At 64.1% G+C, this 18,004-nt stretch carries 21 protein-coding genes and 4 pseudogenes; 18 read left to right on the top strand and 7 right to left on the bottom strand.

Features of this window, described 5'->3' with window-relative positions; translation table 11 throughout:
* Positions 1-62 precede the first annotated feature (62 nt).
* From AB3L03_RS01780 to AB3L03_RS01770, 3 genes and pseudogenes are all read left to right on the top strand, one after another.
* Positions 63-1,985 carry an FAD-binding monooxygenase gene (locus AB3L03_RS01780; protein ID WP_085384030.1) on the top strand — a complete coding sequence of 641 codons (1,923 nt, stop codon included), beginning with the start codon at positions 63-65 and terminating at the stop codon, positions 1,983-1,985.
* Positions 1,986-2,153: 168 nt separating this feature from the next.
* A pseudogene (locus tag AB3L03_RS01775) lies at positions 2,154-3,139 on the top strand (SH3 domain-containing protein).
* 174 nt (positions 3,140-3,313) lie between these two features.
* Positions 3,314-3,592, top strand: a complete 279-nt coding sequence (locus AB3L03_RS01770; RefSeq protein WP_026232756.1) for a hypothetical protein — start codon at positions 3,314-3,316, stop codon at positions 3,590-3,592.
* A gap of 54 nt (positions 3,593-3,646) precedes the next feature.
* Here the strand turns inward: AB3L03_RS01770 and AB3L03_RS01765 are convergent, their stop codons facing one another.
* On the bottom strand, positions 3,647-3,889 hold the full coding sequence (locus AB3L03_RS01765) for a DUF3551 domain-containing protein (protein WP_018454534.1): 243 nt from the start codon (positions 3,887-3,889) through the stop codon (positions 3,647-3,649).
* A gap of 111 nt (positions 3,890-4,000) precedes the next feature.
* Between AB3L03_RS01765 and AB3L03_RS01760 the strand changes: the two genes are divergently transcribed.
* Positions 4,001-4,207: a hypothetical protein gene (locus AB3L03_RS01760; RefSeq protein ID WP_346283655.1), complete on the top strand. Its 207-nt coding sequence runs from the start codon at positions 4,001-4,003 to the stop codon at positions 4,205-4,207.
* A gap of 83 nt (positions 4,208-4,290) precedes the next feature.
* Positions 4,291-4,605: a hypothetical protein gene (locus AB3L03_RS01755; protein ID WP_085353560.1), complete on the top strand. Its 315-nt coding sequence runs from the start codon at positions 4,291-4,293 to the stop codon at positions 4,603-4,605.
* Between the two features lie 49 nt (positions 4,606-4,654).
* Here the strand turns inward: AB3L03_RS01755 and AB3L03_RS01750 are convergent.
* Together AB3L03_RS01750 and AB3L03_RS01745 are read right to left on the bottom strand one after the other, a co-directional pair.
* Positions 4,655-4,738: pseudogene (locus AB3L03_RS01750) on the bottom strand (QacE family quaternary ammonium compound efflux SMR transporter); the annotation flags it as partial.
* Positions 4,739-4,845: 107 nt separating this feature from the next.
* Positions 4,846-5,511, bottom strand: a complete 666-nt coding sequence (locus AB3L03_RS01745; protein ID WP_018454530.1) for an O-methyltransferase — start codon at positions 5,509-5,511, stop codon at positions 4,846-4,848.
* 97 nt (positions 5,512-5,608) lie between these two features.
* Between AB3L03_RS01745 and AB3L03_RS01740 the strand changes: the two genes are divergently transcribed.
* The 3 genes from AB3L03_RS01740 to pdxY all read left to right on the top strand — a co-directional run bounded on the left by AB3L03_RS01740 (position 5,609) and on the right by pdxY (position 7,849).
* Entirely contained in the window at positions 5,609-6,253 is a 645-nt protein-coding gene (locus AB3L03_RS01740) for a TetR family transcriptional regulator (RefSeq protein ID WP_368509118.1), read from the top strand.
* A gap of 92 nt (positions 6,254-6,345) precedes the next feature.
* The gene (locus tag AB3L03_RS01735; protein WP_368508153.1) at positions 6,346-6,987 is read left to right on the top strand and encodes an FMN-binding negative transcriptional regulator; all 642 of its coding nucleotides are present in this window, start codon (positions 6,346-6,348) and stop codon (positions 6,985-6,987) included.
* A 49-nt stretch (positions 6,988-7,036) separates the two neighbouring features.
* Positions 7,037-7,849, top strand: coding sequence for a pyridoxal kinase (pdxY, locus tag AB3L03_RS01730; RefSeq protein WP_018454527.1), 813 nt, complete (start codon positions 7,037-7,039; stop codon positions 7,847-7,849).
* Positions 7,850-7,859: 10 nt separating this feature from the next.
* Here the strand turns inward: pdxY and AB3L03_RS01725 are convergent, their stop codons facing one another.
* A complete protein-coding gene (locus AB3L03_RS01725) occupies positions 7,860-9,170 on the bottom strand; it encodes a hypothetical protein (protein ID WP_247395236.1) in 1,311 nt (436 codons plus the stop codon).
* A 132-nt stretch (positions 9,171-9,302) separates the two neighbouring features.
* Between AB3L03_RS01725 and AB3L03_RS01720 the strand changes: the two genes are divergently transcribed.
* From AB3L03_RS01720 to AB3L03_RS01700, 5 genes are all read left to right on the top strand, one after another.
* Entirely contained in the window at positions 9,303-9,485 is a 183-nt protein-coding gene (locus AB3L03_RS01720; RefSeq protein WP_085362184.1) for a hypothetical protein, read from the top strand.
* 14 nt (positions 9,486-9,499) lie between these two features.
* Positions 9,500-9,703: a hypothetical protein gene (locus tag AB3L03_RS01715; protein ID WP_085353556.1), complete on the top strand. Its 204-nt coding sequence runs from the start codon at positions 9,500-9,502 to the stop codon at positions 9,701-9,703.
* 191 nt (positions 9,704-9,894) lie between these two features.
* Positions 9,895-10,149 carry a hypothetical protein gene (locus AB3L03_RS01710; protein WP_085353555.1) on the top strand — a complete coding sequence of 85 codons (255 nt, stop codon included), beginning with the start codon at positions 9,895-9,897 and terminating at the stop codon, positions 10,147-10,149.
* Positions 10,150-10,396: 247 nt separating this feature from the next.
* Positions 10,397-10,543, top strand: a complete 147-nt coding sequence (locus AB3L03_RS01705; RefSeq protein WP_162847293.1) for a hypothetical protein — start codon at positions 10,397-10,399, stop codon at positions 10,541-10,543.
* Between the two features lie 90 nt (positions 10,544-10,633).
* Entirely contained in the window at positions 10,634-11,554 is a 921-nt protein-coding gene (locus AB3L03_RS01700) for a DMT family transporter (RefSeq protein WP_368508152.1), read from the top strand.
* Between the two features lie 123 nt (positions 11,555-11,677).
* Here AB3L03_RS01700 and AB3L03_RS01695 read toward each other — a convergent pair whose 3' ends face one another.
* Positions 11,678-12,028, bottom strand: a complete 351-nt coding sequence (locus AB3L03_RS01695; protein ID WP_018454521.1) for a zinc ribbon domain-containing protein YjdM — start codon at positions 12,026-12,028, stop codon at positions 11,678-11,680.
* A gap of 190 nt (positions 12,029-12,218) precedes the next feature.
* On the opposite strand from AB3L03_RS01695, the pseudogene AB3L03_RS01690 reads away from it, so the two are divergent.
* The 3 genes and pseudogenes from AB3L03_RS01690 (at position 12,219) to AB3L03_RS01680 (ending at position 14,048) form a co-directional block, all read left to right on the top strand.
* Positions 12,219-12,756 (top strand): annotated as a pseudogene (locus AB3L03_RS01690) (helix-turn-helix domain-containing protein).
* Positions 12,757-12,934: 178 nt separating this feature from the next.
* Positions 12,935-13,626, top strand: a pseudogene (locus AB3L03_RS01685) (cell envelope biogenesis protein TolA).
* 146 nt (positions 13,627-13,772) lie between these two features.
* Positions 13,773-14,048 carry a hypothetical protein gene (locus AB3L03_RS01680; RefSeq protein WP_027517656.1) on the top strand — a complete coding sequence of 92 codons (276 nt, stop codon included), beginning with the start codon at positions 13,773-13,775 and terminating at the stop codon, positions 14,046-14,048.
* A 119-nt stretch (positions 14,049-14,167) separates the two neighbouring features.
* On the opposite strand, the gene AB3L03_RS01675 is transcribed toward AB3L03_RS01680, so the two are convergent.
* The gene (locus AB3L03_RS01675; RefSeq protein ID WP_026232751.1) at positions 14,168-14,965 is read right to left on the bottom strand and encodes a transglycosylase SLT domain-containing protein; all 798 of its coding nucleotides are present in this window, start codon (positions 14,963-14,965) and stop codon (positions 14,168-14,170) included.
* 205 nt (positions 14,966-15,170) lie between these two features.
* Here AB3L03_RS01675 and AB3L03_RS01670 point away from each other — a divergent pair, with 205 nt between their 5' ends.
* A complete protein-coding gene (locus tag AB3L03_RS01670) occupies positions 15,171-16,178 on the top strand; it encodes an acyl-CoA desaturase (protein ID WP_018454517.1) in 1,008 nt (335 codons plus the stop codon).
* Positions 16,179-16,301: 123 nt separating this feature from the next.
* Complete coding sequence (locus AB3L03_RS01665; protein WP_018454516.1) at positions 16,302-16,772, top strand: SMI1/KNR4 family protein; 471 nt, start codon at positions 16,302-16,304, stop codon at positions 16,770-16,772.
* A gap of 126 nt (positions 16,773-16,898) precedes the next feature.
* Here AB3L03_RS01665 and AB3L03_RS01660 read toward each other — a convergent pair whose 3' ends face one another.
* Positions 16,899-17,633 (bottom strand): DUF1236 domain-containing protein, encoded by a 735-nt coding sequence (locus AB3L03_RS01660; RefSeq protein ID WP_018454515.1) that lies wholly within the window; start codon positions 17,631-17,633, stop codon positions 16,899-16,901.
* Between the last annotated feature and the right edge of the window lie 371 nt (positions 17,634-18,004).

Genomic DNA, 18,004 nt, shown 5'->3' with positions numbered 1-18,004 from the left:
AGTATACTGATAGTCAGCATACTGATCAATATCCAAACGGAACATCGGCGGGAGAGGTGCTCATGCAATTCCATCTCAATGGATTTCAGCCGGGCGACCCCGAAATCGCCGATCCCGCCGCGCGCATTCAGCCTTCTGGCGCAACGGGGGGCGTGCCCGAAGAGGTCGATGTCCTCATCGTCGGCTGTGGCCCTGCGGGCCTGACGCTTGCGGCCCAGCTTGCGCAGTTTGCCGACATCAAGACCTGCATCGTCGAGCAGAAGCCGGGCCGCTTGCTGGTCGGGCAGGCCGACGGCATCGCATGCCGCACCATGGAGATGTTCCACGCCTTCGGATTCAGCGAGCGCGTCCTGAAGGAAGCCTGTTGGGTGAACGAGACGACATTCTGGAAGCCGGACGAGCGGGTGCCGGAACATATCGTCCGCAGCGGCCGGGTGCAGGACGTCGAGGACGGTTTGTCGGAATTCCCGCACGTTATTCTCAACCAGGCGCGCATCCATGACGGCTTTCTCGACGTCATGCGCAAGGCGCCGGGCAGGCTCGAGCCCCATTACAGTCGGCGCCTGCTCGACCTTCAGGTCGATCCGGCCGCGGGTCCCGCCGACCATGCCGTGACGGCGCGGCTCGAACGGGTCGATGCCGAGAACGAGGGCAAGGTCGAGACCATCAAGGCGCGCTATGTCGTCGGCTGCGACGGCGCCCGCAGCACGGTGCGCAAATCGATCGGTCGCGAGTTGCTCGGCGATTCCGCCAATCATGCCTGGGGCGTGATGGACGTGCTGGCGGTGACCGATTTTCCCGACATCCGCTTCAAGGCTCTGATTCAGTCGGCGAAGGACGGTAGCCTGCTGATCATTCCGCGCGAGGGCGGCTACATGGTCCGCCTCTATGTCGAGCTCGCCAAGCTCGACATCGGCGAGCGCGTCGCCAATCGCAATATCACCGCCGACGACGTGATCGCGAAAGCGCAGCGGATCCTGAAGCCGCATACGCTCGATGTGAAGGAGATCGCGTGGTGGTCGGTCTACGAGATCGGCCAGCGCCTGACCGACAAGTTCGACGACGTGCCGGAGACCGAGACGGCTACGCGTCTGCCGCGGATATTCATCGCCGGCGATGCCTGCCACACCCACAGCCCGAAGGCGGGGCAGGGCATGAACGTCTCGATGCAGGACGCTTTCAATCTCGGCTGGAAGCTCGCTGCCGTTTTGCGGAAGCAGTCTGCGCCGAGCCTGCTGCATTCCTATTCGGCCGAGCGCCAGGCGGTTGCCAAAGAGCTGATCGATTTCGACCGGGAATGGGCGGGGATTCTTGCGTCCGCCGCCAAGGCCGGCGGCGCCGACGCCGCCAGGACGCAGGACTATTTCGTGAGGCACGGTCGCTACACCGCGGGCACGGCGACGCATTACCGCCCGTCGGTTCTGACGGGAGCGACGTCCCACCAGCATCTCGCGCAAGGCCTCGTCATCGGCACGCGATTTCATTCCGCACCGGTGATCCGGCTTGCGGATGCCAAGCCGGTGCATCTCGGTCACGCTGCGCAGGCGGATGGCCGCTTCCGCATCTACGCTTTCTCCGGCGCTGAGGATCCCGCAGCAACCGGATCGGCCGTTCGCGCCTTGTGCAATTTTCTCTCCGATGCGCGGGAGTCGCCGGTCCGGCGTTACACCCCCGCGGTCGCCGACATCGATAGCGTGATCGACCTGCGGGCGGTCTTCCAGCAGGATCATCGCGAGCTCGCTCTCGAGGCGATGCCTGCGCTGCTGCTGCCGCGCAAGGGCCGCTACGGCCTGATCGACTACGAGAAGATGTTCTGTCCGGACCTCAAGAATGGTCAGGACGTTTTCACCATGCGCGGCATTGACCGCAAGGCGGGCTGCATGGTCGTGGTGCGGCCGGATCAGTATGTCGCGACCGTGCTGCCGCTCGATGATTTTGCTGCGCTTGCTGCGTACTTCGACGGCTTCATGCTGCAAGTGAACTGACGGGCCGGCGGCGCACACGTAGGCTCTCTCTGCGCGCGGTGTCGATGAACGGCGAATGAATATTGAACCGCGCGCGGCATCCGTCTCGATCTTTCGACGAATGAGACCTTCGTACCCGGAACGCCCGTTCCGCTGGCGCGTTCCGACTCGAAAGAGGAGGACTCCGCCATGAAATTCCGAAGCGTGTTGTTAGCCGCATTGCTGATCGCCCCGACCGCCGCGCTGGCCGCACCGGGCATGGTCACCGTCTCGACCGGCCTGCGCGCCGGGCCGGGTTCGGGCTTTCCCTGGTCGACCGCATCCCCGAGGGCGCCCGCGTCGATATCCATGGTTGCCTGCGCGGCAACGCCTGGTGCGACGTGAGCTTCTCGGATGACCGTGGCTGGGTGTCGTCGCAATACCTCGAATATCTCTACCGCAATCACTACGTCTATCTCCCCGACTATGTCGACGAGATCGACGTGCCAATCGTCCCCTTCGTGCTGACCTCGTACTGGTCGAGCTATTATCAGGGGCGGCCCTGGTATCGGCGGCATGCCCACTGGAATAGCTACTGGACTTCGCATCAGCGCGACGCGATGCGGATGACGATCGATCCGCGCGCGGCTCGCATCGGCCGCGCGGCAACGCGCGATGCGGCGGTCGCACTCGGGCGCAACGGTGCGAATGTCAAGGAAAGTGTCAAGGGCGCGGCCGCGGTCTCCGGTCGCGATGCCATAACTTCACGGCGCGACGCCGCGATGGCGAGGCACGAGACTGCGGTGACGGCGGACCGGAGCCGTGCGGGACGAAGCGACCGCATCGCGCATGAGCGGACCAATCTCCAGGGCCGCAATCCGCGCGATGCACAAGCGCGCATCATGCACGAGCAGGCCGCACACCGCGCGGCTGTGCGTGCGCAGCCGATGGCGCGCCCGCATGAGGTGCCGCGTGTATCAGCGGCGCCGGCGAGCCGGCCCGCGATGCCGCATGTGGCCCAACCCAACTTGAGCCACGGCTCGCCGATGAACGCTCATGCCCAAATGCCTGCGCCGCGCGCGGCTGCGCCTGCGATGCCTCACGGCGGTGGCGGCGGCGCACCTCACATCAACGCCGCGCCGCACGGCGGCGGTGCCCCGGCCGGCGGTCCCGGTGGCGGGCACCAAAAGCACTAAAGTTGCCAACGAAAGCCCGGCCCTCGCGCCGGGCTTTCTGTTTGGGCCGGAACGGGTTCCCTGCCCATACAATTTAAGAAGCTTCTTCGCGGGCAGATTTCATCGATCGTAATATGTCTACTCAAAGCTGTAAGCATTCCACTCGGGGCAGCGGGGCACGGGAGGATGACGACGATGAGACAGAACCAGGCGGAGACGCGCCGCCACAATGTCGCCAAGCGGTCGATGACCAAGGAAGCCAAGCAGCTGTCCGGCCTGATTGCCGGATTGCGCCAATCTCTCGAGGTGATTCAAAAGGAGCGATCGAGCACCAAACTCTCCGGCGCCGAGATGGGCCTTCTCGACGAACGCCGCAACAATTTGTTGCTGACCATCGCAGCTCTCGACGACCGCCTCTCGGCGGTGCAGGGGCTGATCGATCTTGGCCGTCCCCATATCATTCGCGTCCACTGATCGGAGCGCTGACCTGATGCTATCGGCTTCGTCGCGGCGGCGACGGAACCGGGCTCAGCTGTCTGCTCCGCGTGGCATAGGATTGGCGTAGCACTGGGCGGACTGCCCGGAGGCGGTCGCGGCGCACTGCGCGATCGTCGCAAAACTGCAATCGATGCTGCGGCCGTCGATCGTGTAGATCTCGATGCAGACGGGATGGCGCGGATCGTAGGTCTGGGCGGCTGTCGGCGGCACGCCGAGCAGGCCCGCACCAAACAAGCCCGCGACAAGCAGAATCGCATTGATGAAGCGGCGCACGATCGATCTCCTTCGCTCAGCCGGAACAAAGCACAATGCTGCCGCGGATGGCACCAAATTGCCACGCTCCCGGCGAATTGCCGCCAAAGCCCGCTGCCACGACGAGACCGGGTGCACGGCAACGCAAGGGGATGCGCATTGGCCTACAAGATGATCGCAGAACGCGACAACGAGAAGTGCAGTTTTGCCCGCGAGAGCCGTTTGCTCATCGTGGCGAAGGCGAAGGTTTGGGCGAGCGAGGGGTGGAAGGTCGTCATCACCGACCAGGACGGCAAGGCCTACGCGCCGCCCGACTTCGATCAGCTATTGGCGGCCTGACCGCAAGACCGGGCAGGACGACATTGATCTCGTACTTTCGACCGGGGCGCGATCTGATCGCGCCCCTGATGACTTTTCCAACGATGACTCTTGCAGCCGCGGCCGTTCTGACGGCGACATTTGCCGCCGCGCAAAATCTCGATGCCGGCAAGTCGCCGCAAAAGCTCTTCGCCGATGGTTGCACGACGTGCCATCGCAGCCCCCGCGGCCTTGCCAAAGGGCGCTTCAACCTGACGCTGTCCTGGTTCCTGAAGGACCATTACGCAACCAGTTCGGATACAGCCAAGGCACTTGCCGCCTATCTGGAATCGGTCGATGCGGCGCCGCCGCGAGTTGCGGCCAAGCCTGGCGCGAAGCGATCCAGGCCGCATCCTCCCAAGCCGTCGCAAAGCCAATAGCGTGAGCCGGCTGCGAGACGGCGTCGCGAAGCTGAAGGCCTTGCCGGCATCAATGCACCGTGGCCGCCGAGAACAGGTTGATGACCACCACTCCGGACACGATCAGCGCGATGCCGACGAAGGCGGGGTCCAACTATCACGCGTCAGTGACGAACCTGCGACACGGCGGAGCGCAGCACGAAACCGCCGCGCGATGGTTCGCGCGGCGGCTCATTGGTGTCGCGCCGATCTGACGTGGCGTTAGTTGATCCGCACGGAGAGTTCGACGTCCTCGGCAAAGGCCGTGGACATGTAGCCGCTTCCGGGGCTGCGCATGCGCGCCAGATAGTCGGGGCTGTCGTCGGCGTTGTCGGCGACGATGATCGCGCCCGGCCGGAGATGGCCTTCGACCAGATCCAGGATATCGGGGTAGAGCGCCTTGGCGCCGTCGAGCAGCACGAGATCGATCGTGTCGGGCAGGTCGACTTGAAGCATCTTCAGCGCGTCGCCTTCGCGGATTTCGACGAGGTCCAGCAGCCCGCCGGCCGCGAGGTTCTCGCGCGCCCGGGCCACCTTGGACGGTTCGAATTCGCTGGTGATGAGGCGGCCGCCGCCATTGTCGCGTAAGCCCGCGGCAAGGTGCAGGGTCGAGATGCCGAACGAGGTGCCGAACTCGACGATCGCTTTGGCGCGGGAGCTGCGTGCGAGCATGTAAAGCAGATGACCGGTCTCGCGGGAGACCGCGAGCGGTGCGTCCTTCAGCCGCCCGTAGAGGTCGCGGTAAGCGGTCTTGCTCCGCATCATCCGTGCGCGGTCGGCGTCGGTCACATCGGCGAAGGCGGCTCGCATCGCGCCGCGCGCCGCTTCGTCCTGGTCGAACAGACGATCGAGCAGTGGCGCAAGTGATGTGATGGTCGGGGTGGTCATGTGTAGTCTCCAGATGTCGCCGTGCTGCGAGTGCTTGCGTGAGAATTGAAATACGACTAATTCGTCGCATTCGCTATTCGCGTTGCCCGAGGGTGCCATGGCAGATCGCCGAAGCCATTCAGTTTCCTCACGAAAACAGCCACAGCAGGCCCGCTCGAACGAGCTGGTGGCGGCCATTCTGGACGCGGCTGTTCAGGTCTTGGCCAAGGAGGGGGCGCAGCGTTTCACGACGGCGCGAGTGGCCGAGCGGGCCGGGGTGAGCGTCGGGTCGCTCTATCAATATTTTCCGAACAAGGCGTCGATCCTGTTCCGCCTCCCGAGCGACGAGTGGCGGCGCACGAGCGAGCTCCTGCGCGGCATCCTGGCGGACCGGGCGAAACCGCCACTGGTACGGCTGCGCGCGCTCGTCCACGCCTTCATTCGTTCCGAGTGCGAGGAGGCTGCGATCCGCACGGCGCTCAGCGACGCCGCGCCGCTCTATCGCGATGCGCCCGAAGCACACGACGCGCGGGCCGCCGGTAAGGGCATCGTCGCGGCCTTCATGCGGGAGGCCCTGCCCAGGGCGCCGGATGCGACGCGGGCGCTTGCCGGCGAGTTGATCAAGACAACGCTGAGCGAGGTTGGCAAGCAGTTCTCGGAGACACCGCGCAACGAGGCGGAGATCGCGCGTCACGCCGACGCAATGGCCGACATGTTCTGCGCCTATATCGATGAGCTGGCACGACTCCGGGATCATTCCTGACATCCGCGTTTGCGGGCCAATACCCCTTCTGACTTGACTGGATCATGAGTTAGCCTCGGTTTGTCCTTCAGCCAGTCAACGAGCGCCCCGCCATGCATGTCCTCCGCCCCCAATTCCGCATCGAGGAGCAGCAAGCGCTGGAATTCGCAAGCCAGCGCGGCTTCGGCACGATCGTCGCGGCGGATGAGCGCGGTCCACGCGCCTCGCATGTGCCCTTCGTGCTGGAGCAGCGCGACGGGCACACGATCGTGCAAATCCATTTCACCGCCAGGAATCCGCTCGTCCCGCTCGCGGATGGTGCGGGGCGCTTTCTGCTGATCGTTGCCGGCGACGACGCCTACATCTCCAATGACTGGTATTCTTCGCGCGACAACGTCTCGACCTGGCTTTACGAGGCCGTGCACCTGTCGGGCGTAGCGCATCTGCGCGGGCTCGACGAGAACCGCAGGCACGGCGATGCACTACTCGCGGTCTCGGAAGCGCGCTTGCCAAAAAAACCTTGGGACCTCGCACAGATGGAGCCCGGCAAGCGCGAGAGCATGCTGGCTGTGATCCGCGTCGTCGATCTCGTGGTGGATACCGTCGAGGGGCAGGCCAAGCTCAATCAGCACAAGAGCGATGTGGACCACGTCGCGGTCGCCGGCCGGCTTGCGCGGTCGGAGGAGAGCGGGCATCGGCGGCTGGCGCGGAAGATGCAAGCGCTGCGGCCGGGACTTGGATATGAGTTTTCGTGATCCGGGCGACCCTTCTCTCGCTAGACAATTACTCCTACGGACCTCCCTCATGCTCGTCATCTCCATTCAAAGCCAGGTGGTCCACGGCCATGTCGGCAACAGCGCCGCCGCCTATGCGATGCAGGCGGAAGGGGTGAATGTCGCGGCCGTGCCGACAACGCTGCTGTCGAACCATCCGCGCTATCCGACCTTGCGCGGGCGGGTGCTGGAGACAGAGCTCGTTTCAGATCTGCTGAGAGGCGTCGAAGAGCGCGATCTCGTCGACGAGGCTGCGGTCCTCGTTACCGGCTATCTCGGTTCGCCCAGCAATGCCGCTGTCATTGCCGATTTCGTCGAGCGGGCGCTGACCCGCAATTCGAAGCTGGTCTATCTCTGCGACCCCGTGATCGGCGATGACGGCCGGGTTTATGTCGCCGACGGCATCCTGGACGTGGTCCGGCACCGGCTGCTGCCCGCCGCCAATCTGACCACGCCGAACCAGTTCGAGCTCGGGCTGCTCGCAGGCCTCGACATCGCGGATGCGCAGGGCCTGCGCGCGGCGTGCGCGGCGCTGGCCGGGACTGGGCGCATCGACGTGGTCGCCACCGGTTGCACGCTCACTGATACGGCGGAAGGGCAGGTGGAAACGATTCTGTGCGCCGGCGGTCAGTTGTCGCGCTTTGCGACGCCGCGCCTTCCGATCCGCCCCTCAGGCACCGGCGATCTTCTCACCGGCCTGATCGCGGCGCATCTGGCCAAGGGCACAGCGACCGAGGCGGCGGTGCGGCTCGCAGTCGAAACCATCTATGCGGTGCTGGTGCGCACGCAGGAAGCAGGCACCGCGGAGATGCGGCTTGTGCCGTTGCCGACGCCGCGACGATAAGCCGTCAAACTCAGGTCGCGCGCTTCGTGGCTGATTGCGCTGATTTCTGCGGCTTCGCGGGGACCTTCTGCTCGCGCGTCGCCTGTGCCTTCGCCTTCGGCGGCTTTGCGCTTGCCACGGCCCGCGCTTTTCTCGGCTTGACGTTGGCTTCCTTGCGGTCCGACGTGCCTCGGCGCGAGACGTATTCCGTACCATCGACCGGGCCGACATGCGGGGGATCGCGGCCGAGATAGGGGCGGCCGATGCCGAGCGCCTTGCCATTGGCGTCGACCCACTTCCACAGCACCTCGGTCGAGACCCAGCGCTGCGCGCGGTTGTCGCCCTTGGTGCTGACGATGTCGGCCGCCATGCCGTGCCCGTAGCCGCCGCGCGTGCTGCCGCCGTGATAGGAACGGTCGGAGGCGGCCTTCAGGCCACTCGCGATCGACTGGCGATAGTCGTCGCGGAACGCGCTGGTGATGCCCGGCGAAAGCCCGGCAGCCTCAGCCGCGAGCAGTGTGCGAAACAGCTTTTTCTTGAAACTCTTGTCCATGCCGCCGATGACGTAGTCCATCATCGACATGCCGGCGCGGTCGGCCGCCTTCGGATCCTTCCAGCCAAAGTCCTCGTCAACCAGCTTCGTGAAGCTGCGCATCACTGTGACCATCTTGCCCTTGCGCTTGACGGTGACGGCCCGGCGATCTGTGACCTTGATCGAGTCTTCCTTGGCCGTGCGCTGGTAGAGCGCCCAGAGATAGCGGTCGATGCAGGCTTCCATCACGTAGCATTCGTCGAGGACCGCGGTCGTGTCCGCAGACGGCGAGGCCTTGCTCGCCACGGGCGCGGGGCCGGTCGCGATTGTCGCGGGCGACAGCGCCTCCGTCGTCACGATCTCAGTGGGATCGGCGGATGCGAGCTTTACCAAGGGCTCCGGCGCCGGAGCCGGAGCAACCTCGCTGGCGACTGGTGTCGGGTCAGGCGACATCTGCGGCGCGAGCGGCGCTTCGGTCGGCAAGATCAGCACTGGGTCGGCCGAGGCGAGCTTGATGGCCGGAGCTGGCGCCTCGGGCGCTGCCGCTTCAGCATTGACCAATTCTGGTGTCGCAGCGACAGCGGCCGCGATATCGGAGGTCAGGGCGACGCCGTCCTCGATGGCCGCAGCGTGCGGGATGTCGGCGAGGTCAAGTCGGCTGAGATCCTTCGCGCGCGAGACGGCGGAAGCATTGGCGCCGCTGTTCTCGATGAGGGCCGGGGCATAGGCGGACAGAGAGAGCGCCAGCCAGCCGGCGAGAACCGCCGAGGGGCAGGAGACCGCCACCAGAAGAGACCGCCGATCATTCATGATCCCTGCCTCCAAACGGTTCTGTTGAACCTCGTCTTCTCCGAACAGTCTGACCAGACAGTCTTGGCCAAACAGTCTTGCACGAAAAGGCACGCCGCGCGTCGATTGTTCTGGGGAGGGTGTCGCGGCGCAATGGCGCAATTCGGCGAAAGCGGGCTTTTCGAGCAGGTGTTGCGCGGCGGCAACGCGGGTTCCATTGCGGTTCCACGGGCGCTTGCTCGCCAGCGTTGTGCAAAATTCGATAAAGGCGAATATTTTGGCGCGGGCCGCGTGGCGGTGTTTCGCAGGCGCGTTGGGCAACCTTGTCACGGCTAGCGCGTTAGGCGCGCATGACGCATTCCTCGCTTCGTCCGATGGACGCCTTTGATCCCACCGAGCCCGCCATCCTGCACGACCAACTCTCCGATACGATCATCACCTGGACTGCTGAGCAGGCCGACGATTTCAGGCGTGCCAGCCGGCCGGGCCAAGACGGAACCGTGATTTGGAAAGGCTACGTTTTCGACGGCTGGGGCCACGTGCTCGGCGGCTGACCGCCGCTCATTAGAGTGTCATTTCGCGAGAGTGTCATTTCGCGCCGGGGCGGTGATTTTGCCAAGACATTGCGCGCATTAAACATATTTGCCATGCACCCGGCGCGTTGTTGCATTGCAACAACGCATGTCGCAATGCAGCAAAATGCGCTTAAATGTGCTCCGAATCTTCCACTGAAGGAGCATCACCCATGAACAAGAAGACTCTGTCAATCGCCGCCGCCATCCTGACGATCGCGGGCAGCACCGCGGCTTTCGCCGCCGAACTGCCGACTTATGAGGCCAACGGCTTTCCGGTCTCCCCGATGCAGGTGCGCGTGCTCGGTGCCGCGCATGTCGAGCAGCAGGCCTCGGCGCCCACTACTGTCGCTTCGGTCCACCAGGCCCGCGTTCTGTCGCCGCGCCAGGTGAAGACGGCTGACGTCACGACGGGCAGCGCCCGCTGATCTGGGGACGCCACAAGCCAACGTCAAGCCAATGTGATGCAGGCTCGCTTTCTCCGAGTCTGCCCGGACCGCGTTCCCTTTCGGGAGCGCGGTCTTTTTTTGGCGCAGCGAGTCATGATCACGTGCCGGTTGTGTACGGCCGTTCAAAGCGAGTGTGATCTCTTTAATAGTTGCTTTCCAGATCGCGGCGCTTGATGCGGGCGCCGCATATTGAGCAGCCAAGAATCATTTTCATAATGGAGTAGTCATGCCCGTTGCACAGAAAGCCGTTGTTGCAAGCGTCTCGCCCCGCGCGTTCATTCTCAAGCATCTCGCCTTGTTCGCAGCCGCCGCGCTGTTCGTGTTCGTGCTCGGCCTGACGTATGGGCTCGATCTCAGCCCGGGATTTTTCTGAGCGAAGGCGCGCTGGCGTCTCTCGCTTGCGTGCCAGCCTTGCAGGCACATGGGTTGAGCGACGGCCTCTGTCGGCGTACCGCTTTGTCCCATGGATCAGCGGACGAGCGGCGCTGACGCTCCCATTCGGAAGAACGATCAAGCGCCGGCGCTTGTCGGCGTGCTCTGCGGCCTCGCCGCGGCGCTGTTCTGGGCGCTCGGCTTTGCCGGCACGCGGCATGGCCTCAAGCTCGGCTTCACGCCGGTCGATCTGCTCGTGCATCGCTATGTCTGGTCCGGCATCGCGTTCCTGCCGCTGGTGATACGCGGCGGAATCTCCGATCTCTGCGGCATCGGCTGGGGCAGGGGCCTTGCGCTGATGGTGCTCGGCGGCCCCGTGATGTCGCTGATCTCCTACACTGGCTTTCTGTTCGTGCCGCTCGGCCATGGCAGCGTGATCCAGCCCTCCTGCGCGACGCTTGGCGGCCTGCTGCTCGCGGCCTTGTTCCTGAAAGAGCATGTCTCCTGGTCGCGCATCGCCGGCGCTGTCGTCATCGTCGGCGGGCTCGGCGTGATCAGCGCGGAATCGATCGGTCATATCGGCGTTGACGGCGTGCTCGGCGATCTGACCTTCGTGCTGACCGGGTTGATGTTCGCGGGTTTCGGCGCGCTGGTGCGCCACTGGCGGGTCTCCGCCGTGTCGGCTGCGCTCGTCATCAACGTGCTGTCGCTGTTGCTGCTGCCGATCTACCTCATGACCGGCGGACTCGCGCGGATCGCGTCGATCGGGTTCAGTGAGAACGCCATCCAGGCGCTGGCACAGGGCGTGCTCGCCGGCCCGGCTGCGCTTTATCTGTTCGCCGTCTCGGTCCAACGCCTCGGCGTCGCCCGCGCCGCCGTTGTCCCCGCCTGCGTGCCCGCGCTGACGGTGCTCACCGGCTGGCTCCTGCTCGGCGAGCCGCCAACACTATTGCAGACGGCGGGATTGGTGACCGTGCTGTGCGGATTCTATCTGGCGCAGAGACAGCGATAGATCGCAGCCTCCAGACGGCGCTTACCATTCGATGGTGGTAAACTTGACGCCGCGGCAGGTCAGCTCCCGCCCCAGCCGTTCGGCGCGCTCGCTGGCGGATTTGCCGCGAGTCCGGGGCCTCGGCTACGCCTTCCTCACGAACTCCGATTTCAGGTTCATCGCGCCGATGCCGTCGATCTTGCAGGCGATGTTGTGGCCGTCGGTGGCGTCCTGCAGGCGGATGTTGCGGACCTTGGTGCCACCCTTGACCACGGAGGAGGAGCCCTTGACCTTGAGATCCTTCATCACGATGACGCTGTCGCCGTCGGCGAGCGCATTGCCGTTGGCATCGCGCACGCCGGCCTCTTGCGCGGCGTCCGCGACGGCCTCTGCCGTGCCGCTCCATTCATGGCCGCATTCCGGGCAGACCCAGAGGCCGCGATCCTGATAGGCGTGCTCGGAGTTGCAGGTCGGGCATTTCATCGCGTCGGTCATTATTCGCCTCGTCGCCCGTCACGGGCGCGCCGCACGCTGTCCGCCGGATAAAGGTGGATTGGGAGCAAATCCTTTACCATGGCTTTCAGTCCTGGTCGAACCCTTGGAAATTTAGGAGTTCAGGAAAAACTCTGCGGTATCGAGGTCCGAATTTGCGGCTGCGACGTCGCCGCGCAAGGAGCGTCCCGTCATGAGCGAGCATCGCGCCGCCGTCAGAACATCACATTTTGCGGACCGGCATTGTCGAGTTCGACAACGGCACCGGCAAGGTCATCAGCGCGCCCTGCACGATCCGCGATGTCTCCGGCACCGGCGCGCGCCTCGGCCTCAACGCCTCGCTCTGGGTCGCCGAGCAGTTCACGCTGGTCTTCAGCAGCGGACTGCGGAAGGACTGCCGGGTCGCCTGGCGCAAGGGGAGGCTGATCGGCAGCGCGTTCGCGGACGGCTATGCCAGCGCGGACGAGCAGGCCGTGATGATGACCGCGGACGAGCAGTCCCGGCACCGGCTCGGGATCGGTGCGCGCGTGAGAAGCGCGCGCGAGAGGCGCGGCTACACGCAAACGCAGCTCGCAGAGCTGATCGGCGCCACGCCGGTCTTCGTGTCGCTGGCCGAGCAGGGTGAGGCGGACATTCCGCTCTACCAGCTCATGCACATCGCCGATCTCCTGATGGTCGGCCTCGACGGGCTCGTCGCGGGGCCGGCGCCTGAGGATGTCGACGCAGCGTAGGTGGCGAGCCGTCAAAACAAAAACGTCGAAAACAACCCCATGCACAGTAGAAATCTCGAGGGATTTCAGTGTGTTGGAAATCCGAAAACGTTGGTATTGGGCCTCCGCGCCCGGTATCGACTTCGGCGATACCGAATCGAATTTGACTCGTCGGGCAAAACAGGGGCAGTATGGCATGATGGCGCCGCAGGAAGCTGGTGGCTTGCCAGCTGCGGAGCGACATGCCGAAAAAAGCAAAACCAAAAGAAAACTCAAGACCTACCAGACCTCGCTCGGCTTCTACGACCAGGCGATCGCCGCGCCCTCGATGAAGGCGGCACTGGACGCCTGGGGCGCCAGGTCCAATCTGTTCCATCAGGGCGCCGCGAAGGAGACCGACGACCCCGACATCGTCGCGGCAACGATGGAGAAGCCGGGCGTGGTGCTCCGGCGTCCGGTCGGCTCGACGGCCCGTTCACCGAGCATTCCGAGTTGCCGACCGATCTCGCTGACGACGAGGCCAAGCCAAAAAAGCCCAAAGCGAAGTCCAAGCCGAGAAAGCTTCCGGCGAAGGCTGCAAAGCAACCATCCCGCAAGGTCGACGATCAACAGGCGCGCAAGGCCGCCGCGGCGTTCGAGAAGGAAGAGCGGCGGCGGGAAGCCGAGCGCCGCAAGGAGGAGGCCGCTCGCGCCAAGGAGCGCGCGCGCCGCGACAAGGCAGTCGCGAACGCGCAGGCGGCGCTGGACGACGCGAGGCGGCAGCACGAATCGCGGGCGGAGGCGATCGAAGCTGAGCGCGCGGCGCTCGAGGAGCGTGCCGAGACGGAGCAGAGCCGGTGGGACAAGCAGAGGATGAAGCTGACGGAGGCGGTGCGGCGCGCGCGGGAGTAGGGGCCGCGGTCGACAGTCTGGATTGCTCCGCTCCGCTCGCAATGACGGCGGGGCGGCCGGCATCGGTCATTCCGGCAAAGCTTGATCGCAAATTCGCTTGCCTTGCTTGACGTCCTTTTGCACTCTTGGGGGAAGGAGACCAACGCATGAAGATCATGACTGTCGCGTGTGCGCTCGGAACCGCCCTGGTGCTGTGCAATCTCGGGATATCGGATGCCGAAGCCCGGGCGCGGAAGGCGCGAGTGGTGGATGAACAACGGCTGAGGGTGGATGTCCCCGTGCTCCGGCCGACGCCGTGGGATTACAATATCGTTCCACGCTATCGTTATCGCCCGGAAGACGACCGGGTCGATCCCTACGGCCCGCCCTTGGTATCGTCATATGTCCGCTACGAGGGATGGCGCTGGCCGTACTGGTGGTGAAGGCCACCGACGGACGCGGAATTGATTGGCTCCTGTAGCCCGGATGAGCGAAGCGATATCCGGGACGTTGCCGCAGCATTCCCGGATGTCGCTTCGCTCATCCGGGCTACGCTCCTTTGCTAGTCGCCGTCCTCCGCGGCGAGCCGCACAAACTGCCGCTTCATCGCGTTGACCCTGGCGACATAGCTCGCGACGAGGTGATCGCCGCAGCGTTCGTCGGCGGCCATTTGAAACTTGCGGCGTGCGAAGGCCGTTGCGGGGCCTGCGCCGCAGAGATGGATGAAGGCGGCGAGATCCTGCCTCTCGCGTGCACTCGCCTTCACATCGCCCGCGCGGGCGAGAACATCGGCGAGATTGCGGTCGAGATACACCGATGCCAGCTCGATGGCGTGGCTCGGAATCGCGCGGCTATAGAGGAAGGTCGAGCCGCAGCCGGCCTCCGTGACCGCGTTGCCACGAACGCAGAACCGCGCGGCGTCAGCAAAGGCTGCGTCCAGCATCTGGAAGAGGCCGACGGCGCTCGATGCGGGCCGATAGATCGCGAGCGGATTGAAGCTCCATCGCCAGCGCCAGTAGGTGCGCGCGAGCGGATTGCCCGATGTCTCGACCTGCGCCAGCGCGGCCAGCAATTCCGGCGTGATCGTCGCGGTGGAATGCTTGCGGAACAGCGGCCCGTATTGCCGCCACGTGTCCGATGGCTCCTTGTCGAGCGCATGGCCGACTAGGACGAACAGCTCGGTCGGCTTGCGCACCGTTTGATAGGCGATGTTCACGAGGACGAGGACCGCAAGCAGCATCGCCGCGCCGCCCGCGATCCGAACCATCCGCGGTGCGCGGGCGAAGGTCTTTCGCATCGATCGCGCGCTACGCCGGAGCTTGCGAAGGCGAGGGAGGGGGCGCTTGCTTTGTCCTGGCATCGGTCTTCTGGGAGTGCATTGCGGAGGCTTTGTACCTGGTTAACGCTGTCACCAGGCCTTGAAATCCGGCTTCTTTTTCCTCTGGTCGCCTGTTTTCAAGTCGCCGCTCCGTACTCCCACGGCAGCTCGAATCCTTGATGGAAATAACCCGAGGTTGTACTGTGCGCCGCAGCAGGGTTAATTTTGTGTGAATGGATCGGCTGGAATGACCGTAATCGAAAGCGTGGTGCCGGCGGAAGCTGCGGAGCGGAAAATGCCGCCGGGCGTACTGGTCGAAGGTCCCGTGGTCGACGCCAAGTTTCGCGATTCCTACATCTCCTTCGTCATCATGATCGGTGGGTCGATCGCGGCGCTGGTCTGGGCCTTCTGGCAAGGCATCGGCTGGGTGGAGGTTTCGGTCTTCGCCGGCACGTTCGCGCTTTCCACGGTCGGCATCGGCTTCATGCACCGCTACTTCGTGCACCGCAGCTTCCGCTGCGGTCCGGTGATGCGGACGCTGTTCGCGGCCATCGCCACCATGGCGGTGCAGGGCTCGATCCTGAAATGGGTGAGCAATCATCGCCGGCATCATCTTCACTCCGACAAGCCCGGCGACGTCCACAGCCCTTACTATGACGGCGACGGCAACCCCTATGTCACCTTCGCCAAGGGGATGATGCATGCGCAAGGCGGCTGGGTGTGGGACCAGGCCACCACGGATGCCGAATACTACGCCAAGGATATCCTGGCCGATCCGATCGCCATGTTCTTCACCAGGACGCGCTGGTACTGGTACGCGCTCTCGGCAGTGATTATTCCGGGCGCGATCGGCTACGCGTTTGGCGGCGTGCACACGATGACCGGCTGCATCCTGTTCTCCGGCCTGTTCCGCAGTTACCTCATGACCATGGCGACATCACTGGTCAACTCGGTCTGCCACAGCGACGGCCGCTACGGCTACCGCCGCTTCGATCTCGACGACGGCACCACCAACGAGTTCGTGACCACGATCCTCACTTTCGGTGAAGGCCTGCACAACAACCATCACCGGTTTCCGCGCGACGCCTACATTTCGCACGCCTGGTACGAGATCGACATCAACGGCCTGATCATTTTGGGACTCGGCAAGCTCGGGTTGGTGCAGGACATTTTCTCTGCCGGAAGCCGGACGCTTCGCTCGGGAGATCCGGACGGCGGAAAACGTCCAGTGGCAGATACCGAAGCGATGGTCTGAAGCATACGGGCTCGGTGTTCCACTACGCCAAGGGATTCGGCCACACCAATCTGGTTGTGTGGTGAGGCGGTTGGCTCACTGGCGCGGGCGCTTTGATGACCCACGGGGCACAAAGTTAGGCCGATGAACTATCTGGATCTCATGGACGACCGACGGCCACCGGCGCCCTCCAACGCCATCCGTGCGCTGGAGCAACACATCGGTGCGCCGTTGCCCGCGCCCTACAAGGAGCTACTGGCGCAATCGGACGGCGGCGGCTTCGACCGCTGCGGCGTCGAGCTGCCTTGGCGCAACGACCGCACCGTTTTGGACGTGCTGTTCACGACGCATCCGACCGACAGCTACGGCGTCATCGACAATTACGATGTGTATCGGGGCATGAATCGAATTCCCCGACTGAGCTGCCCCTTCGCTCCCGATCCCGGCGGCGACCTGTTCCTGCTGAGTCTGGAGGAGGACAGTTATGGCCAGGTCTTCTACTGGGATCACGAGCATGAACCGGTGGACGGTGGCGACATGTTCGCCGATTTCCCGAACACAAACGAACTCGCGCCCGATCTTGAAACCTTCATTCTCGGCTTGGGAGAGGGGTGAATGGATATGCAGCCGTTCGGGCGGATTGAGCCCTTGCGAAACCCATCATGATCGCGTGGGGCCGAACGACAAAAAGGGCGGCCATAAGCCGCCCTTTTGGTTTGCGCGTCATCCGTCGGATTTCGCTTAGCCCTCGATGATATAGACGATCTCGTGGGTGTGCGGACGAAGAATGACGTACCTGCCGTGCACCAGAATGAACTCGTATCCGCGCCACTCCGGATAGATTTCGACGATGCGGCTCGGGATCGCATGATAACGAACGCCTGCCGGGACGGTGGTGCCGATCGAGATGTTGAAGTTCACGTTGGTGACTTCCTCGACCTTCTCCTGCTTGATGGCCGAAGTGATCTGGGTACGCTTTTCGGCGGGAGGCGCCGCGACCGCCGTGGTAGCGGCATTGCCGGTCGTCTTGCCCTCGGGCGCCGAAGGCTTGCTCTCGGCGGTCGGGGTCTTCACGTCCTTCGACGTGGTGGCCGAATCGGGCGCCTTGGTCATCCCATTCGCCTTCATCTCGCCGGGCGTCTTGCTGTCGGCAGTCGGCTTCGAAGTGGTGGCCGGGGCCATTGTTTCCGTGGTCTTCGCCTTGCCATCGGCCTTGACGTCGCCGGAGTGCTTTGCGTCAGGCGCGCCCTGTGCGTGCTGCGGCGTTGCCGCTGCCGGCGAGCCGTGCGGTGCCGCGGTGGGGGCGTCCTTTGCTGTGGGCGCATTCATCGGTGCCGCGGTTTCGGCTTTCGGCGAAACGGCAGCGGGGGACTCCGCACCCTTGGCGCCGCCCTGATTGACGCCTTGAGCCATTGCAGTGCCGGTCGCAGCGAACAACGCCACAACGGCGACGGAAGCCAGCAAAGTATGTTTCATCTGATCTCTTTCAATTCATTTGAATATGATGCCGACGAACGTCAGCCACGGGAACGAACGGTCTCGACGGGCTGCAGTTCCGATTCTATTTCTGGTTTAACGACGATTGATGCCTCGACATCCGAAAAAGCTGCAAAATAGATGAGTCGGCGATAACAAGAGCTTTGCATCCCGCGTTGGCTTGGACGCGACCGATGAATTTCAAACATAAGTTGTGATCGGAAGGAACTCTTGCTCGATGAGGCTGTTGTGTCAGTGATCCCCGAGCGTTGCGAGATCGAACCTCCGATCCTCGCCTGAGTTAAAGACCGCAGTCGCGTTGTGAGTGCGACTCGGCGCGAAGCGTCCTCCGTGCGTATCAACCGGAAACC

Origin of the sequence: Bradyrhizobium lupini, from assembly GCF_040939785.1 — a bacterium.
Classification (GTDB): domain Bacteria; phylum Pseudomonadota; class Alphaproteobacteria; order Rhizobiales; family Xanthobacteraceae; genus Bradyrhizobium; species Bradyrhizobium canariense_D.
This window is presented reverse-complemented; position numbering and strand designations above follow the sequence as displayed.

Excerpts from the sequence above, each read along its gene's own strand:
- AB3L03_RS01780 (WP_085384030.1), top strand. The coding sequence starts at position 63 with ATGCAATTCCATCTCAATGGATTTCAGCCGGGCGACCCCGAAATCGCC.
- AB3L03_RS01770 (WP_026232756.1), top strand. The coding sequence starts at position 3,314 with ATGAGACAGAACCAGGCGGAGACGCGCCGCCACAATGTCGCCAAGCGG.
- AB3L03_RS01755 (WP_085353560.1), top strand. The coding sequence starts at position 4,291 with ATGACTCTTGCAGCCGCGGCCGTTCTGACGGCGACATTTGCCGCCGCG.
- AB3L03_RS01745 (WP_018454530.1), bottom strand. The coding sequence starts at position 5,511 with ATGACCACCCCGACCATCACATCACTTGCGCCACTGCTCGATCGTCTG.
- AB3L03_RS01740 (WP_368509118.1), top strand. The coding sequence starts at position 5,609 with ATGGCAGATCGCCGAAGCCATTCAGTTTCCTCACGAAAACAGCCACAG.
- AB3L03_RS01735 (WP_368508153.1), top strand. The coding sequence starts at position 6,346 with ATGCATGTCCTCCGCCCCCAATTCCGCATCGAGGAGCAGCAAGCGCTG.
- pdxY (WP_018454527.1), top strand. The coding sequence starts at position 7,037 with ATGCTCGTCATCTCCATTCAAAGCCAGGTGGTCCACGGCCATGTCGGC.
- AB3L03_RS01725 (WP_247395236.1), bottom strand. The coding sequence starts at position 9,170 with ATGAATGATCGGCGGTCTCTTCTGGTGGCGGTCTCCTGCCCCTCGGCG.
- AB3L03_RS01720 (WP_085362184.1), top strand. The coding sequence starts at position 9,303 with ATGGCGCAATTCGGCGAAAGCGGGCTTTTCGAGCAGGTGTTGCGCGGC.
- AB3L03_RS01715 (WP_085353556.1), top strand. The coding sequence starts at position 9,500 with ATGACGCATTCCTCGCTTCGTCCGATGGACGCCTTTGATCCCACCGAG.
- AB3L03_RS01710 (WP_085353555.1), top strand. The coding sequence starts at position 9,895 with ATGAACAAGAAGACTCTGTCAATCGCCGCCGCCATCCTGACGATCGCG.
- AB3L03_RS01705 (WP_162847293.1), top strand. The coding sequence starts at position 10,397 with ATGCCCGTTGCACAGAAAGCCGTTGTTGCAAGCGTCTCGCCCCGCGCG.
- AB3L03_RS01700 (WP_368508152.1), top strand. The coding sequence starts at position 10,634 with ATGGATCAGCGGACGAGCGGCGCTGACGCTCCCATTCGGAAGAACGAT.
- AB3L03_RS01695 (WP_018454521.1), bottom strand. The coding sequence starts at position 12,028 with ATGACCGACGCGATGAAATGCCCGACCTGCAACTCCGAGCACGCCTAT.
- AB3L03_RS01680 (WP_027517656.1), top strand. The coding sequence starts at position 13,773 with ATGAAGATCATGACTGTCGCGTGTGCGCTCGGAACCGCCCTGGTGCTG.
- AB3L03_RS01675 (WP_026232751.1), bottom strand. The coding sequence starts at position 14,965 with ATGCCAGGACAAAGCAAGCGCCCCCTCCCTCGCCTTCGCAAGCTCCGG.
- AB3L03_RS01670 (WP_018454517.1), top strand. The coding sequence starts at position 15,171 with ATGACCGTAATCGAAAGCGTGGTGCCGGCGGAAGCTGCGGAGCGGAAA.
- AB3L03_RS01665 (WP_018454516.1), top strand. The coding sequence starts at position 16,302 with ATGAACTATCTGGATCTCATGGACGACCGACGGCCACCGGCGCCCTCC.
- AB3L03_RS01660 (WP_018454515.1), bottom strand. The coding sequence starts at position 17,633 with ATGAAACATACTTTGCTGGCTTCCGTCGCCGTTGTGGCGTTGTTCGCT.